Origin of the sequence: Pullulanibacillus sp. KACC 23026 (assembly GCF_029094525.1) — a bacterium.
GTDB lineage: Bacteria > Bacillota > Bacilli > Bacillales > Sporolactobacillaceae > KACC-23026.
In genome coordinates this window covers 4,256,041-4,271,610 of record NZ_CP119107.1, presented here as the reverse complement: position 1 = coordinate 4,271,610, position 15,570 = coordinate 4,256,041, and the positions used below count along the sequence as shown (strand labels likewise).

Annotated in this window: 12 protein-coding genes and 1 CRISPR repeat array (1 of these 13 only partly in view); of the genes, 7 read left to right on the top strand and 5 right to left on the bottom strand. The window is 41.6% G+C overall.

What is annotated here, in order from left to right:
• Nucleotides 1-587: a CRISPR direct-repeat array (repeat unit 32 nt; unit sequence GTCGCACCTTACATAGGTGCGTGGATTGAAAC) (it extends 3,410 nt beyond the left edge of the window).
• 1,010 nt (nt 588-1,597) lie between these two features.
• Entirely contained in the window at nt 1,598-2,128 is a 531-nt protein-coding gene (locus PU629_RS19850) for an HD domain-containing protein (protein ID WP_275281746.1), read from the bottom strand.
• 497 nt (nt 2,129-2,625) lie between these two features.
• Here PU629_RS19850 and PU629_RS19845 point away from each other — a divergent pair, with 497 nt between their 5' ends.
• Together PU629_RS19845 and PU629_RS19840 are read left to right on the top strand one after the other, a co-directional pair.
• Nucleotides 2,626-3,378: a (S)-benzoin forming benzil reductase gene (locus PU629_RS19845; protein WP_275281745.1), complete on the top strand. Its 753-nt coding sequence runs from the start codon at nt 2,626-2,628 to the stop codon at nt 3,376-3,378.
• A 233-nt stretch (nt 3,379-3,611) separates the two neighbouring features.
• Nucleotides 3,612-4,541, top strand: a complete 930-nt coding sequence (locus PU629_RS19840) for a manganese-dependent inorganic pyrophosphatase (protein ID WP_275281744.1) — start codon at nt 3,612-3,614, stop codon at nt 4,539-4,541.
• Between the two features lie 86 nt (nt 4,542-4,627).
• On the opposite strand, the gene PU629_RS19835 is transcribed toward PU629_RS19840, so the two are convergent.
• Complete coding sequence (locus PU629_RS19835) at nt 4,628-4,960, bottom strand: hypothetical protein (protein WP_275281743.1); 333 nt, start codon at nt 4,958-4,960, stop codon at nt 4,628-4,630.
• Nucleotides 4,961-5,211: 251 nt separating this feature from the next.
• Between PU629_RS19835 and PU629_RS19830 the strand changes: the two genes are divergently transcribed.
• From PU629_RS19830 to PU629_RS19815, 4 genes are all read left to right on the top strand, one after another.
• Nucleotides 5,212-7,440, top strand: coding sequence for a PAS domain S-box protein (locus PU629_RS19830; RefSeq protein WP_275281742.1), 2,229 nt, complete (start codon nt 5,212-5,214; stop codon nt 7,438-7,440).
• A gap of 144 nt (nt 7,441-7,584) precedes the next feature.
• On the top strand, nt 7,585-7,815 hold the full coding sequence (locus PU629_RS19825; protein ID WP_275281741.1) for an excisionase family DNA-binding protein: 231 nt from the start codon (nt 7,585-7,587) through the stop codon (nt 7,813-7,815).
• Nucleotides 7,816-8,049: 234 nt separating this feature from the next.
• A complete protein-coding gene (locus PU629_RS19820) occupies nt 8,050-9,552 on the top strand; it encodes an aminotransferase class V-fold PLP-dependent enzyme (RefSeq protein ID WP_481900461.1) in 1,503 nt (500 codons plus the stop codon).
• 194 nt (nt 9,553-9,746) lie between these two features.
• The gene (locus tag PU629_RS19815) at nt 9,747-11,519 is read left to right on the top strand and encodes a sensor domain-containing phosphodiesterase (RefSeq protein WP_275281740.1); all 1,773 of its coding nucleotides are present in this window, start codon (nt 9,747-9,749) and stop codon (nt 11,517-11,519) included.
• 28 nt (nt 11,520-11,547) lie between these two features.
• Here the strand turns inward: PU629_RS19815 and PU629_RS19810 are convergent, their stop codons facing one another.
• A complete protein-coding gene (locus tag PU629_RS19810; protein ID WP_275281739.1) occupies nt 11,548-13,125 on the bottom strand; it encodes a catalase in 1,578 nt (525 codons plus the stop codon).
• Between the two features lie 155 nt (nt 13,126-13,280).
• On the bottom strand, nt 13,281-13,430 hold the full coding sequence (gene sspO, locus PU629_RS19805; RefSeq protein WP_275281738.1) for a small acid-soluble spore protein SspO: 150 nt from the start codon (nt 13,428-13,430) through the stop codon (nt 13,281-13,283).
• Nucleotides 13,431-13,648: 218 nt separating this feature from the next.
• Between sspO and PU629_RS19800 the strand changes: the two genes are divergently transcribed.
• Nucleotides 13,649-14,569 (top strand): RluA family pseudouridine synthase, encoded by a 921-nt coding sequence (locus PU629_RS19800; RefSeq protein ID WP_275281737.1) that lies wholly within the window; start codon nt 13,649-13,651, stop codon nt 14,567-14,569.
• 110 nt (nt 14,570-14,679) lie between these two features.
• On the opposite strand, the gene PU629_RS19795 is transcribed toward PU629_RS19800, so the two are convergent.
• A complete protein-coding gene (locus PU629_RS19795) occupies nt 14,680-15,465 on the bottom strand; it encodes a 3-hydroxybutyrate dehydrogenase (RefSeq protein ID WP_275281736.1) in 786 nt (261 codons plus the stop codon).
• Nucleotides 15,466-15,570: the final 105 nt, after the last annotated feature.

Sequence of the window (15,570 nt, the reverse complement as noted above, 5' to 3'; positions counted from 1 at the left end):
TTGCGTGATTTGATCAAATTGTGGGGTCGCACCTTACATAGGTGCGTGGATTGAAACATACCGTACAAGGCAAGGAGCAAGACGCCCCACCGTCGCACCTTACATAGGTGCGTGGATTGAAACACCGTAATGCCTATGTCAAGGGAGGGCGGCAGTTAGTCGCACCTTACATAGGTGCGTGGATTGAAACTGCAGAGAATACTTTTACCATCGATGCTAAAAGGTCGCACCTTACATAGGTGCGTGGATTGAAACCCGCGGTACCGTTTAGAACTTTTAATAATTTTTGTGTCGCACCTTACATAGGTGCGTGGATTGAAATCGTTTGAAGCCGAGGTAATAATTGACACTGTTTTGTCGCACCTCACATAGGTGCGTGGATTGAAATTAAAAGGATTCTTAAGCCAAGATGGACCTGGATTGTCGCACCTCACATAGGTGCGTGGATTGAAATTTGACTACACGGCAACCCATTCGGGACACCCCGGAGTCGCACCTTACATAGGTGCGTGGATTGAAACTCCATCATCAAACGTACATCGTCAGCCCATTTGTGTCGCACCTTACATAGGTGCGTGGATTGAAATGTGACGAGAATGGTCCAGGCTCCGAGAGATCCGGTCGTAGCTTACATAGGGAGTAGATTAGAATTCTCTGCAAAAGTAGGCATGGTTTAAAGAACTGAAGTACTTCTTTTCCTTTCCTTTCCTTTTGCTTAATATCTTACCTTTCAATTTTTTATAGAAGGAAGCACGCATCATTTCTAAACCTAGAGCATGAAAATTCTTATGTTCCATGATTCTATTTGAAGTTTCGAGCAATAGGGGCTTTTCAAAAATAGCCTCTTTTAAGAATCGATGCTTGACGTTGAACAGGGGGAGTCTCACAACTTGCATTGAGGCTGTCCTTTGGAGGAACTTCACGCCGGAACAAGTTGTAAAAGAAGAGGCGGGAGTTGACCAAAAACGGAGTTTAGCAATTTTTCCTTTTTCTCTAAGGTAATCCGCTAAAAGCTTTGATAATTACGCTTTTCGAGGTTTCTATGATTGTGGTTCATCTACTTGGATTGTTTTGATACTGCATATTCATAGGGATTTTAACAGATCGTTGAACATTTTTTCGCTCAGTAATTAATAAGGTTCGGATAATCTTTCCTTGATAATATGTAAATTGAAGTAAGAAGTTAACTTTAGAAATATACTTGTCAATTCTTTTCTAGGGATTGGGGGAACGTTAAGTATCTCTAGAATATAGAGCGGGAGAAGTCTTTGGTTCATTAGGTCGCTTTTTTAGTAATCCATTATTTAGGTTTGACAATATTCACATCAAGATTGGGTAGAGCAAATGGAAATTTTTAGACCAAATCATGAGTGTTAAAGAAGCAGCGAACTTTGCGGATTGTCAACCGTTCATGTTTAAGGATCAGATATCGAAGTTAAGGATACCAAATCCCAAAAACTTTGATACTCTCCTGAATGTTGGTATAGACTAATAATCTATGATTTTTTTGATTTAGATGAGGTTTTTATTTTTGAATCAAGCTATGCAGTATATTGGTTTTAAGAAAGTATGTAAAAGAGGAGTGGAGACCCCGAACTTATGCTTCTCCTGATGCGATGGATGAATGGCCATCGATGCATTGATCAAGTTTGCGAATGCGGCTGAGGGCGGTTTGGAAATCCATGGTTTTGTAATGATGATGACCTTGGGGTTCTTCGTCTGATTCATCGGCGAGCGTTACCACTTTTTGCAATGGATTGAGATGGAGGTGACCATCAGGAAGATAGGAGTCCGTGTGGAGAAGGATGGCAAGGGCAATCTGTTTAGCAGCTTTAGGGTCCTCACCGATTCTTATGAGCAGCTTATGGGCACGATTCGCCCCTTTAATTGCATGAATATCGTTCTCTCTATAAAGTTCGAAGTCCCACTCGCCGTTGCGATACCACGTATAATGACCAATATCATGAAGCAGAGCGGCTTTCGTTGCAAGATCAGGATCCACATGGTGCTCTATAGCCAAAGCAAAGGCATACTCCGCTACCTTCACTGCATGGGCAATGCCAGAGCGGCGCAAATAGCGTTGGGTAATGGGGTGAGTAAAGATCATTTCTAACGTGACAGTTCTCATTCCAAGCGCCTCCTTCTAAAAGTTTCGAAAATTATATTGTTAAAGATTTTAACAGTTAAAACGCTTGCAATGCAAGCCCAAATTTTCGTCATTTATTTTGGAGTAAACGTTGTTTGTTCGATTCTTTATTTCCTAATTTTGAGTCTGAATTTAAGAATAGCTGTAATCACGATTCGCTATCTCCTCGGACAGGAGTCATTTTGCCGCGTTTTTTGAGAAATAACGTATCCATGTTACGCTTAAATTCTCAAATGGGCCATTGGGAGGTGGATAGCGTATTCACGTTACGCCTAACTTTTTTAAGTTTTTAGTGTAACGATACCCGATTATTTAATTAGGAAAACATCCTATGGGGCAAAGGGTATGGATTTTAATCCTCGTCATATTGTAGCAGCCCACCCATGGGAATCCTAGCCTTCTCATTTTAAGTTGGGTAAACTTAATAATGAATCAAGGGCTAAAGGCAGGCTGCCCTATTACAAGGAGGGGTTTGAACGATGGGTATTTACATCATTACAGGTGTATCTCGGGGGCTTGGCGAGTCCATTGTTAAACAATTAATTGAACCTGGTAATCAGATTATCTGCATTTCAAGAAAGCCAAATGACAAACTAGAGGCTCTAGCAAAAGAGCACCAGGTTGCTTTAACCTTTTATCCATGTGACTTAAACGAGTCCGGTTCGATTGAGCAAGTTTGCCAATCGCTTTATAAGAACCATGATTGGTCCGGTCAAGATAAAATCGTGTTAATCAATAATGCTGGTGTTGTAGAGCCGATCAAGCAAATTGGACAGGCAGATTCCCAGGATCTCATTCAAAATATCCGTGTTAATTTGATAGCTCCGCTTCTGCTTTGTAACTGGTTTATTAAGACCTTTTCAGGTGTACCGGCAGAAAAGCTGATTGTCAATGTATCGTCTGGGGCTGCGGAGCATCCTTATGATGGCTGGGCTGCTTATTGCAGTTCGAAGGCAGGGGTCGATATGCTGACTAAAACCATCGCCCTTGAACAGCGACAAGCCCCACATCCTGTCCAAGTGATATCTTTTTCACCCGGTGTGATGGATACAGATATGCAAGGGGAAATTCGCGCATCCGATGAGACACAATTTTCTAATGTGGAGCGTTTTCGCGAATTTAAGGAGAAGGGGCAGCTCCGTTCACCAGATCTTGTAGCTGAAAAACTATTGGGGCTTCTTGGTGGGAACATAGAGAGCGGAAGAGTTTACAACATTCAGGAATTCGTTTGATTCAGTTTCCTTTTTTATAACATCATGAGTTCAGCTTGGATTCACATGGTTAAAGAGGGACTTAATGGATCAACTCCCGTTTAACCAAGCAGGAGTCCTCTCTCTAACAAAAAAATGGGGTCAGGCTCAGCCTGACCTTTTCCTATTTCGCTCATTTCTGCTAAAATGAGAAACGAATGCTACATATCTGATGATTAGAGTTAATTAAGTTCACAACTAAGGAGTTGGATAGAATGGAAAAGGTGTTAATTTTCGGACACAAGAATCCTGATACGGATACGATTTGTTCAGCACTTGTTTATGCCGATCTAAAAACAAAATTAGGTCAAAACGTGGAAGCTGTTCGCTTAGGTGAAGTGAATGGAGAAACAAAGTTTGCCCTTGATTATTTTAAGGCGGATGCTCCTCGCTTGGTTGAAAAAGTAGCGGGAGAGGCTTCTTCTGTTATCTTAGTTGACCATAATGAACGTCAACAAAGTGCGACTGATATTGATGAAGTAAAAGTGCTAGAAGTTATTGACCACCACCGCATTGCCAATTTTGAGACAAGCGATCCTTTGTACTACCGTGCTGAGCCAGTTGGCTGCACCGCAACGATATTGAATAAAATGTACAAAGAAAACGGCGTGACGATTGAGAAACAAGTCGCAGGCCTCATGCTTTCTGCGATTATTTCTGACTCATTATTATTTAAGTCGCCTACTTGCACGGAGCAGGACGTGGCTGCTGCTAAAGAATTAGCAGAACTCGCCGGTGTTGATGCTAAAGAATACGGTCTTGATATGCTAAAGGCTGGTGCTGATCTTTCTGATAAGTCGGTTAAAGAACTGCTTTCTATTGATGCAAAAGAATTTGATATGGGCGGCCATAAGGTTGAAGTAGCTCAAGTAAATACCGTTGATGCGAGCGAAGTTCTTGCTCTCCAAACAGAAATTGAAGCGGAAATCAATCAAATCATTGAAGCAAAAGGACTTGATCTATTCCTTTTCGTTGTAACAAACATCTTAACAAACGATTCAGTGGGACTCGCTCTTGGAAAAGAAGCAAGTGCAGTTGAAAAAGCTTATAACGTTACTTTGGATAACAACACAGCCCTTTTAAAAGGTGTTGTCTCACGTAAAAAACAAATTGTGCCTGTTTTAACAGACGCTCTTTCTAAATAGGTCTCCTAGAAAACAGCTATGACCAATGGTCATAGCTGTTTTCGTTTTTTAGAGCAGGCGAATGGCTTGTCCTGGACTGAGACTCTTTAGTGATTGTAAAGATAAGACTCGTAGGAAAAGTCACCTGAGAACCGTTTTCCTTTTAGCGGTTCGATCCCCTTGCTTTTGCGAAGGGTATTAAAAAGCAGGAAAAATTCCTGTTCTGCTGAAGTCAGACGAAGAGCCACTCGATCGGCAGAATATTCTTCATGATTCGTATTAAGATTATTAAACGCTTGCTTCAGTTCAATGATTTCTTTAGCTACTTTTCCGAGTTCAGCCAGATATTGTGCTTCTCCGGGCTCGATCAGTCTAAGTTTTGGTCTTGACCCCATATCAAGCAGAGACTCTAGGGATTCCTTCTTTGAAGCTTGATTCATACTAGCTCCTCCTTCTTCTCACTAAATGGATCCAATAATGGCTTGCTTGTCCCTAAATCTAGTTAGAAGTTCTATTAATTTATATGTATTCAGACAATCAAATGTTTAATACTTGAACAAAATGGGAAAAAGAGTTTGTTAGAAGTTTCAATACTTTTTATTAGTGAGGAATAAGTTGATCAAAAGTAAGACTTCTAGAGAGCGTTCTCCTGAGCTAAAAAAAACTGCATTTCAAGTATTGGAGGAGTTTTATGTCTCTATTATCACAGCTAGATCAAGATCAATTATTAATGCATGCTTTTGATTATGCTCCTATTGGAAAGAGTATCCTGACACTTGATGGTCATTTTCTGAAAGTGAATCAAGCTGGACAGAAATTTCTGGGCTATGGAGAGAGGGAGTTGAACGGGCTGCATTTTCAAGACCTTGTTCATCCCGATGATCTCTATAATGCTTTGGAGCATTTCGATGAATTAGTGAATAGAAGACGGGCTTCCTATACACGGCTAGAACGTCTTATCCATAAAAGCGGCCAAGTGCTTTGGACTTACATAAGTGTTACCTTAGTTGACCAAGGGGATGAGGCGCCATATATTATCTCACAATTTATAGATGCCACAACACAACTTGATATAGACAAACAATTGGTGGCGAGTGAAAACAATTATCAACTCATTATTAATCATTCAATGGACATGATCACTAAGGTAAGAGAAGGATGTTTTTCATTTGTGTCGGCTTCAAGCCAATCACTGCTTGGTTATAAGCCAGAAGAAATGGTTGGCACAAGGGCGGACACGTTCTATCATCCCAAAGATCGCGACATGATAAGGATGTTTTATGAAGAATTAAAAAGGCAGAGAAAAGGGACCGTTACTTACCGTGCAAGGCATAGGGACGGGAACTACTTATGGTTTGAAACAACTAGTGTTTATTTTGAGACGGAATCTGGAGAGGTTGAAATTCTTTCTTTTTCTCGAGATGTGACACCGCGAAAGGAAGCGCAGCTTGCCTTAAAAGAAAAAGAACAGCGTCTTAATTCATTAATTGAAAATCATCCGGATATGGTGTATTCCCTCGATCTCGATGGCCATTTTACAACCTTTAACCGGTCTTGTAGGGCTATTCTTGGCTATTCTGAAGAATGGATTTTAAATCCGCCGAAATCCTTTCACTTCCTTGTCTTTCCTGAGGACTTGTCAAAAGTATCTCACCACTTTAATCTAGCCAAAAACGGAGAGGTTCAACAATTTGAGAGTCGAATGGTCATTCAATGCGGAGAAGTCCTTACGATCGACCATACGTTTATTCCTATTATTATTAATGATGAAGTAAAAGGAGTCTACGGGATATCAAAGAATATCGAAGAAAGTAAGCGATATGAGCGTGAATTAAAGAGGACTCGGAATCGTCTTGAGGCCTTTATACATAACCATTTAGATGCCATTTTGATCTTTAACGCAAAGGGACAATTGATCAAAGTAAATGAACCTTTCGAGAAGCTGTTGGGCTGGAAGGGGGAGATTTTTCTAGGGAAAAGTATAACGGAGCTTCCTTTCATTCCTAAGCAAGAATACAGCACTCTTCATAAGAAAATAAAGATGCTTAAAATGGGACAAGATATTGGACATGTTGAAACCATCCGAGTAAAGCGGGATGGGAGTGTTATAGATACACTTGTTTCAGGGTTTCCAATACGTGAAGCTGGGAAGTTCATGGGATGGGCTGCGACTTATCGTGATATCACGGATCGGAAAAAAGCAGAGGCTCTAATGATTCATTCTGAAAAGCTTTCAGTAGCTGGGCAACTTGCTGCGGGGATAGCTCATGAAATTCGCAATCCGCTTACAGCCATTAAAGGATTTCTCCAGTTTTTAAAAAGTGATTCTCCCTCTAACAAGGAGTATTTTAACATTATGAGTTCAGAGATCGAACGGATTGAAAGCATTGTGAGTGAGCTGTTAATGTTAGCTAAGCCGCAAAAATTGGTCCATTCGCTTTCAGATGTTAAAACGCTTTTGTCAGAGGTTATCACGCTTTTGGATTCTCAGGCCATTTTAAATAATGTTCAAATTAGACTGGATGCTCCTTCCTGTGCGTGTGAGATCCATTGTGAACCAAATCAGCTTAAGCAGGTTTTTATTAATTTTATTAAAAATGCGATCGAAGCCATGCCCGACGGTGGACAATTAGCGGTTAAGTTAACGAAAAATTGCAGTCAGCTTGGTTATCATATTGAATTTCAGGATGAGGGAAAGGGGATGTCACAAGAGCTGATAGAAAAGCTTGGACAGCCTTTCTATACAACGAAAGATAAAGGGACTGGGTTAGGCTTCATGGTAAGTAAGAAGATTATAGAAGATCATCAAGGCAGAGTAGTCATAGAGAGCAAGGTCGATTGTGGGACAACTATAACGATCTATTTACCCCATCAGCCAAGCATGAACAGTGAGCAGGACTCACTTAGCGTTATCCAGTAATGAATTGCCGGTTGCTTTGAATTGTTGATGTCATTTGTAGGGCAAGTCTCCATTATAGGCATTCTAGCGCGTTTCTGATATCATCCTATATTTTATAAAAATCTGTTAGAATAGAGTTAGCCCCAAATAAATGGAGTGAATCCTATGTATTTAACAATCGAAGAGACAGCCGACTATCTATCGATGCCTATCAGTTCTATCGAAAAACTCATTCAGCAAAAGCGGATCCGAGCGGTTTTCGATGGCGAAAAGCATCTCATTTATCGTGATCAATTCAATCAGCATTTGGAACAATTGGAACTGTACAAGCAGAGAATGAAGGCCGAACGTGAAGAGCCCATTCCAGAAGATTGGGATGCAAAAGATGAGGATTAAATGGTCTCTCGTTAAGTAAATTCTTTTATTAGAAAAATACGCACAGTGGGTAGGAGTTTGCTTTTACCTAGCTGTGCGTTTGTTTTAGTCACCTCCTTTAATAACCTCACTTATGACACCCGCAGCACGCTCCTTTTAAACAACTTAAAGGTGTTTTTCATACACTGTTATAGACGCATGTGGGTTTATGAGGGCCCCTTGGACTTCATCAAGTTATTTAAAAGGGTGTGAGGATTGGTGATTACAGCACGTATTGGCAGCAAGACTTATCAATATAATTCGGAATTAGAAGCCTATTTCTCTCAGTTCCGAAAGCATATAATTGGCGTCGAACAAACCTTTCAATCTCCTTTTGGTGAGAAAAAAATAATCTATGCGGACTGGATTGCAAGCGGAAGGCTTTATGGACCGATTGAAGATAAAGTGAGAAATGTCTTTGGACCTTATATGGCGAATACACATACCGAGTCCAATTTGACTGGAGGAACCATGACGCTTGCTTATGAAGAAGCAAAACGGATAATAAAACGTCATGTGCATGCTAATAATGAGGATGTTGTGTTACTTGAAGGTTCAGGTATGACATCTGTTATGGCGAAGTTCCAAAGAATATTAGGGCTGAAGGGGCCGGAGAAGTGGAAGCGTTATATGTCACTCTCTGAAGAGGAACGTCCCATCGTTTTTATTAGTCATATGGAGCATCATTCGAATCAGACGTCTTGGATTGAAACAATCGCGGACGTGAAAATCGTCCCGCGTTCTAAGGATGGACACTTGGATATAGAGGCACTTAAGGAATTGCTGCATACCTACCGCAATCGCCCGCTGAAGATTGGGGCCTTTACAGCCTGTTCGAATGTCACGGGAATCTGTCTTCCTTACCATCAACTCGCTCGGGTGATGCATGAGCATGGAGGAATTTGTCTTGTGGACTTTGCAGCTTCTGCTCCCTATATTGAGATCGATATGCATCCTGAAGACCCGCTTGAGAGTCTTGATGGGATCTTTTTCTCCGCTCATAAGTTTCTAGGTGGACCTGGGGCAAGCGGGGTAACCGTGTTTAATAAGCGCCTTTACCAGAACAAGATTCCAGATGAACCAGGTGGAGGTACTGTAACTTGGACCAATCCGTGGGGGGAGCATCACTATATATCAGATATTGAAAAAAGGGAGGATGGAGGGACGCCTGGAATCCTTCAGGGCATTCGGGCAGCGCTTGCCATTCGACTTAAAGAAAAGATGGGAATTCACGAGATTCAAGCGAGGGAAAAGGAGCTTCTTGAAATTGTCCTGCCAGGGCTTGAGTCGATCCCGGAAGTTCAGGTGCTTGAAGGAGACGTCACCAATCGATTAGGAGTGGTCTCTTTCGTTGTGGAGGGCCTTCATTATAATTTGATTGTCAAATTGCTAAACGATCGTTTTGGTTATCAAGTGCGCGGCGGCTGTTCCTGTGCCGGAACCTATGGCCATTATTTGCTTCAGATTGATCAAGAAAGCTCTAAATCTATAGCAAAGAAAATTGATCAGGGCGATTTCTCACTAAAGCCAGGCTGGGTGAGATTTTCTGCTCATCCTACCATGACGAATGAGGAAGCTTATGGATTTGTGGACGCAATCAAGCAAATTTTGGCTCATAAAGAGGAATGGTCCCAAGATTATTTATATGATTCTTCGACCAATGACTTCTTTTATATCCGCGACACACGCCGGGATTATAATGAACTTTTTACATTATAATTGAATCCATTGATTTTTTTAGTCTAAAAGAGGAAAGTGATTTTTTCATAATTTAAAAACAACCCACTTTTAGAATAGCCGTTTCGCAGTTTGCGTATTTTATTACAACAATGTTTTAAAAGGCTGTTAAATTATATTAACATAGGGATTAGATGGTCTAATGAGTCATTGGACCTAGATGGGGGTGAGATGACATGGAGTATGAGCAGGATCATAAATATATGGAAAAGTTAGATCAAATCATGGATGACATTGTCAAACTGCTTCCTAATCTGATCCCCTTAAATACATTTTTTGTAGCTTCTAATGATGGGGGGACGGAGTTTATTATAAAGGCTTTCAATCGTCATAAAGAGCTTGTGGCTGATCAGGGGGAGGTGCCTTATAAAGAAATACGCCAATTAGTGGTAGAACAAGGCGGGGAACCTGTTGCCATCGACAATCTCTCAGAGTCCTCCTCCTTAATCAATCAAGGCCAAGCGTCGAGTCAGTTTGAAGACGGCGCATTTATCGGGGTACCGATTTGGGTGAACAAAACAGAACTATTTGGAACTTTATGTGCGATTGACGAGCAACCGTATTCCTTTTCAGATAATGATATAAGACTGCTGAAAACCTTTGGGAATCTTTTATCTCAAGCGGTCACTCTAGAGGACAGAATGATTCGGGATCCTATGACGGGTCTTTATAATAGACAATTTGTCCAAACGTTTTTAGATACCCATTTGCAAGAGGGTCACCCCATTGCGCTTCTCTTCATTGAGTTTAATCGCTTTAAACGGATAAATGAGGTGTTTGGTCATTTAAAAGGCGACCAAGTGCTTAAGATGATGGCTAATCGGGTGAAAGACGGTATGGATTCCGAAGATTTTGTAGCGCGATTTACCGGGGATAAATTTATTGTTGTTATCAAAGGAACTGAAGCCCGTGTATTATCAAAAGAAGTTCCGCGCATTGGCAATCACTTATTAAAGTTGATAAGAGAACCTTTCCGCTTGGATCATCAAGAGATCCAGATGCAGGCCAATATCGGGATCGCTTTTTATCCTGAAGATGGCAGCACCGTTGATAGTTTATTAAAAAATGCAGAAAGCAGTCTAGATTTAGTGAGAGATCAAGGCGGTGATACCTTAAGCTATTTTCAGCCCTTTGTGATTAGCAGCCTATTTTCAGAACTGAAAACGGAAAATGAGCTTAGACTATCGATTAATCAAGGGGATTTTAAGCTTTTTTTTCAGCCGCAAATCGATCTTATGACTAGAAAATTAGTTGGTTTTGAAGCGCTCGTACGCTGGCATCACCCGAAACGAGGCATCGTTCTGCCAAATGATTTTATTTCCATTGCGGAGGCTTCAGGTATTATTTTTTCGTTAGGAGAATGGGTGTTCAAAAAAGTATGTGAGGTCAAGCAGCATTGGGACCGATTGAAGTATCCTCCCGTTAAATTAGGCGTTAATCTTTCTCCTAGACAATTTCAAGACCCTCATCTTTTTAACAGATTTAAAAAGGTGATAGACGATTATCAGGTGGATCCATCTCATTTGAGTCTTGAAATAACGGAGTCTCTTGTGATGAAGGACATGGAGCAGTCGATGTCTCTTTTAAATCAATTTAAAGACATGGGGTTTGGAATCTCAATCGATGACTTTGGAAAGGGGTATTCCTCTCTTGCTTATTTGAGAGCCCTTCCGATTGATACACTTAAGATCGATCGGGAATTTGTCGTGGGTTTGGAAGAAAGTGAAGATGCCAAGCCTATCATTAAAGCCATAATTGGAATGGCTAACGCGCTTGATTTGAAAATTATTGCTGAAGGAATTGAAAAGGCGGACCAAGACCGTCTATTAGTCGATTACGGCTGTCATTGGGGTCAAGGCTATTATTACAGTAAACCCATCCCGGAAGAAAACATTCTCGCGTATTTCGATCAGCAGCTTCATAAAGAAAAACAAGAAGGTGAGCGTTAAGGCGCTCACCTTCTTTGATATTTGGGGATTAATAAGGTTCGGCGCCTCGTCCCATCTTGTCTTCTGTCTGTTCACCTATTTTTGCTGCTTCACTCGAGTTCATCGACATCATTTTCTTAGCCCCTTCAAGTTCTTCTTTCACTCGGCGTCCGTATTCAGCATCTGCCTGAGTGAAATTTCCGATCATTTTTTCCTGAATGCGCGGGTCACAGACTTTAAGGTTGGCCACGAGATTCATGATGAGTTCATCACGTTCCCAGTCTTCAAACGCGCGATAGGCTTCACCCGCCTGCTTGAAATCATTAGTCCGGTCTATTTTTTCGCGAACCAGTTTATCATTGTAATGGGGTTCATGGTCCTTGGCCGATTTCGCGGCTTCAACCAGGCCATCGATAGTGGAAGGCTCATAATTAATATGAGGGTTAGTTCCTGGATTTTTATTAACCGTATAGTCCATTTGTCCACCGTCTTGATTGGTGGTGACTTCTGTTTGCGGCTTGTTGATCGGCAGTTCAAGATAATTCGTACCAACACGGTAACGCTGAGTATCGGAATAGGAATAGGTGCGTCCTTGAAGGAGTTTATCATCAGAAAAATCAAGTCCATCGACAAGGACGCCTGTCCCAAATGCTGCTTGTTCAACTTCAGCAAAATAGTTCTCTGGATTTTTGTTCAAGACCATTTTGCCAACGGGTAAGAAGGGAAACTGGTCCTTTGGCCAAATCTTGGTCGGGTCAAGCGGGTCAAAATCGAGTTCGGGATGCTCATCGTCTGACATGATTTGAACACACATCTCCCACTCTGGATAATCCCCGCGTTCAATGGCTTCATACAAATCCTGAGTGGCGTGGGAAGTGTTAGTTGCCTGTATTTCATTGGCTTCTTTTTGTGTTAGATTTTTAATGCCTTGTTTAATAGGTTCAAAATGATATTTGATGAGGACGGCTTCTCCTTCTTGGTTTATCCACTTATATGTATGGACACCTGAGCCTTGCATCTGGCGGTAATTAGCGGGTATTCCCCAAGGCGAAAACAAATAGGTCAGCATGTTCGTTGATTCAGGTGTTTGGCTGAGAAAATCAAACATGCGTTCAGGATCTGACAGGTTAGTAACAGGGTCAGGTTTAAAAGAATGAACCATATCGGGAAATTTTAACGGATCACGGATAAAGAATACTTTAAGGTTGTTGCCAACGAGATCCCAGTTGCCGGCTTCTGTGTAAAATTTAACGGCAAAGCCGCGCGGGTCGCGCAAGGTTTCTGGCGATTCTTTACCTCCAATGACAGTTGAAAAACGGACGAAAACCGGTGTCTTTTTACCTTTTTCTTGAAATAACTTAGCCCTTGTGTACTTGCTAATGGCTTCGTTTCCGACACTGCCGTAAGCTTCAAAATAACCGTGCGCCCCTGCCCCGCGCGCATGGACGACGCGTTCGGGAATTCGCTCGCGATCAAAGTGGGACATTTTCTCGAGAAAGTGATAGTTCTCAAGTGTGATAGGTCCGCGATTGCCTACTGTCCTTACATTTTGATTATCAGTGATTTTATGTCCTTGTCTATTCGTTAAGAGTTGCTTTTCATCCGATGACGGCTGCTTCTTTTCCACTTAATCATCTCCTTATGCAAAATCCCCAATAGTCTTCCCTTAAATGAGAAAATAACTCATGAAATTTGGCGAGAATGAATAGGGATTTTAAGTTTGTTATGTACGATTCAAAGCACCCTCAAAAGGGCTCTTTTGGGGTGGTTTGAATCGGTGGGTTATTGACGTTTTTTCGTTTTTTTATTGAAATGTCTTTCTTCAGCGGTTAAAGGCTCGTTGGCGAGTTCATGGTCAAACTGCCGCGATTCTTTAACAGCCTGGGAATCATTGACGCCCTGTGTTAGTGGATGCTTGGATTTCTGTTCCATTTATCAACACCTCCATATGGATTAGGGTGTTCAATTGTCGATTAAGTATGTTAAGCTAACGAAGATTAACTAACCACGCGTAACTTGATATTGAGCCGGATCCTCAGTTTGATTATACAGACTGTTAGTGAGGTAAAACGGGTCGGAATGAATGAGCAGCGGAATTAAAACTTTTCTCCATAGATTGGAATAATTATAAAGGAAAAGGGGGCAAAGTGATGGGACAAGATAGGCAGTATGTGAAAAAGGTTAGCCCTTCTAAATCAAATTCAGTAGCTGAGCGATTTGAGGTAAAGGAAACGAGTGAATTGCTGGAATTCCTTTTGCAAGTGATTGGGAATCGGGGGCGGAATACGGTTAAATCGATTTTGGCAAGAGGTCAAGTATCGATCAATGGGAAAAAGACAACCCAATATAATGAGCCGCTCAAGTCAGGCGATGTGGTGGAAGTGAACTTAGCAAAGAAAGGGGATTCCAAAAAGCTAGAAGGAGTGACCATTCTTTATGAAGATGAGGATATCTTGGTGGTCGATAAAAAAGAGGGGCTGCTAACGATTGCCTCAGATAAAGAAAAACAATTAACGGCTTACCGTCAACTGACGGATTATGTCCAGACCTTTGATCCTAAACAACGCATCTTTATTATCCATCGACTGGACCGTGATACATCGGGTGTTCTGATGTTTGCAAAAAGCCAAGAGATCCAGCAAAAGCTTCAAAATGATTGGAAAAACTCAGTCTCTGAAAGAACATACATAGCGCTTGTTGAGGGGCAAATTAAGAAAAAAACGGGAACTATCACGTCTTGGCTAAAAGAAACTCGAACTCATCTCATGTACTCGAGTAATAAACCGAATGGTGGCCAAAAAGCGGTGACACATTATGCTGTTTTGAAGGCATCCGATAAGTTTTCCCTTTTGCAGGTTAACTTAGAAACAGGCCGAAAAAACCAAATACGTGTGCACATGCAGGATATCGGACATCCGGTTGTTGGGGATAAAAAATATGGAGGTAGAGGAAACCCGATTGGTCGATTAGGACTCCATGCTCATATACTTAGCTTCAAACACCCGCAAACAGGTAAAATTATGCGATTCGAATCTCCTGTTCCTAAACGCTTTAATCAATTATTCAAATAAAGTCGGGCGCTCCCCTTAGTGATAGTCGTTTTCGCTTTGGGGGCGCCTTTTTGTTGTTTTTAAATGATGGGGCATTTGAGAGGGTGTGTCCACTTAAAGCTTGAGTTATTTTATTGTGCCGTGTACCCGCCGTCGATTATAACCGCTTGACCGGTAATGCTTCTCGCTTTGTCGCTGGCAAGGTAGACAGCATAGTCAGCAATTTCCTGGACATCAATTAATTTTTTCTGAGGAACTAATGGGTAGATCACTTCTTCAAGGACGCTCTCAAGAGGAACATTTCTCGATGCGGCGAGATCCCCTAATTGTTTTTGAACGAGTGGTGTGTCGACATAGCCGGGACATAATGCATTGACTGTAATATTGTGGGGAGCGCTCTCGAGTGCGCATACCTTCGTTAATCCGATCACCCCATGCTTGGCACTGTTATAGCCTGCTTTACCTGCAAATCCAATGAGTCCATTTATTGAAGCGAGATTAATAATTCGACCGTATTGTTGTTGTTTCATGATGGGAAGGGTATGCTTGATAGCCATAAAGGGGGCTGTCAGCATGACTTTGATAAGAGCTTCAAAGGTGTCAGTTGGGAATGTCTCGATGGGGGAGACATGCTGAAATCCGGCATTGTTGACAAGGATATCGAGACGTCCAAACGCTTTAACGGTTTGATCGATAGCAGCGGTTAAACCAGATTCATCTGTCACATCCACCTCATAGGAATGAGCGGTCCCTCCTTGTTGACTAATGGCTTGAACAGTTGTTTTCGCATTAGTCATGTTGCGTTCAGCAATAATTACGGTTGCGCCTTCTTTTGCAAACTCTGTGGCAATGGCCTGGCCAATACCGCTGCCCGCGCCAGTTATAAACGCTACACGTTTCTTGAGTAATCCTGACATGAATAGTCCCTCCCATTTTTTTTCAATAAAAGCTCTGATAAAAATATATGTAGATTAGTGATTAACTTTTAATAAAGGTGAAATTAGGCCTGTTTAAAGCGGACG

Excerpts from the sequence above, each read along its gene's own strand:
- PU629_RS19850 (WP_275281746.1), bottom strand. The coding sequence starts at position 2,128 with ATGAGAACTGTCACGTTAGAAATGATCTTTACTCACCCCATTACCCAA.
- sspO (WP_275281738.1), bottom strand. The coding sequence starts at position 13,430 with ATGGAACAGAAATCCAAGCATCCACTAACACAGGGCGTCAATGATTCC.
- PU629_RS19835 (WP_275281743.1), bottom strand. The coding sequence starts at position 4,960 with ATGAATCAAGCTTCAAAGAAGGAATCCCTAGAGTCTCTGCTTGATATG.
- PU629_RS19815 (WP_275281740.1), top strand. The coding sequence starts at position 9,747 with ATGGAGTATGAGCAGGATCATAAATATATGGAAAAGTTAGATCAAATC.
- PU629_RS19830 (WP_275281742.1), top strand. The coding sequence starts at position 5,212 with ATGTCTCTATTATCACAGCTAGATCAAGATCAATTATTAATGCATGCT.
- PU629_RS19800 (WP_275281737.1), top strand. The coding sequence starts at position 13,649 with ATGGGACAAGATAGGCAGTATGTGAAAAAGGTTAGCCCTTCTAAATCA.
- PU629_RS19795 (WP_275281736.1), bottom strand. The coding sequence starts at position 15,465 with ATGTCAGGATTACTCAAGAAACGTGTAGCGTTTATAACTGGCGCGGGC.
- PU629_RS19845 (WP_275281745.1), top strand. The coding sequence starts at position 2,626 with ATGGGTATTTACATCATTACAGGTGTATCTCGGGGGCTTGGCGAGTCC.
- PU629_RS19825 (WP_275281741.1), top strand. The coding sequence starts at position 7,585 with ATGTATTTAACAATCGAAGAGACAGCCGACTATCTATCGATGCCTATC.
- PU629_RS19840 (WP_275281744.1), top strand. The coding sequence starts at position 3,612 with ATGGAAAAGGTGTTAATTTTCGGACACAAGAATCCTGATACGGATACG.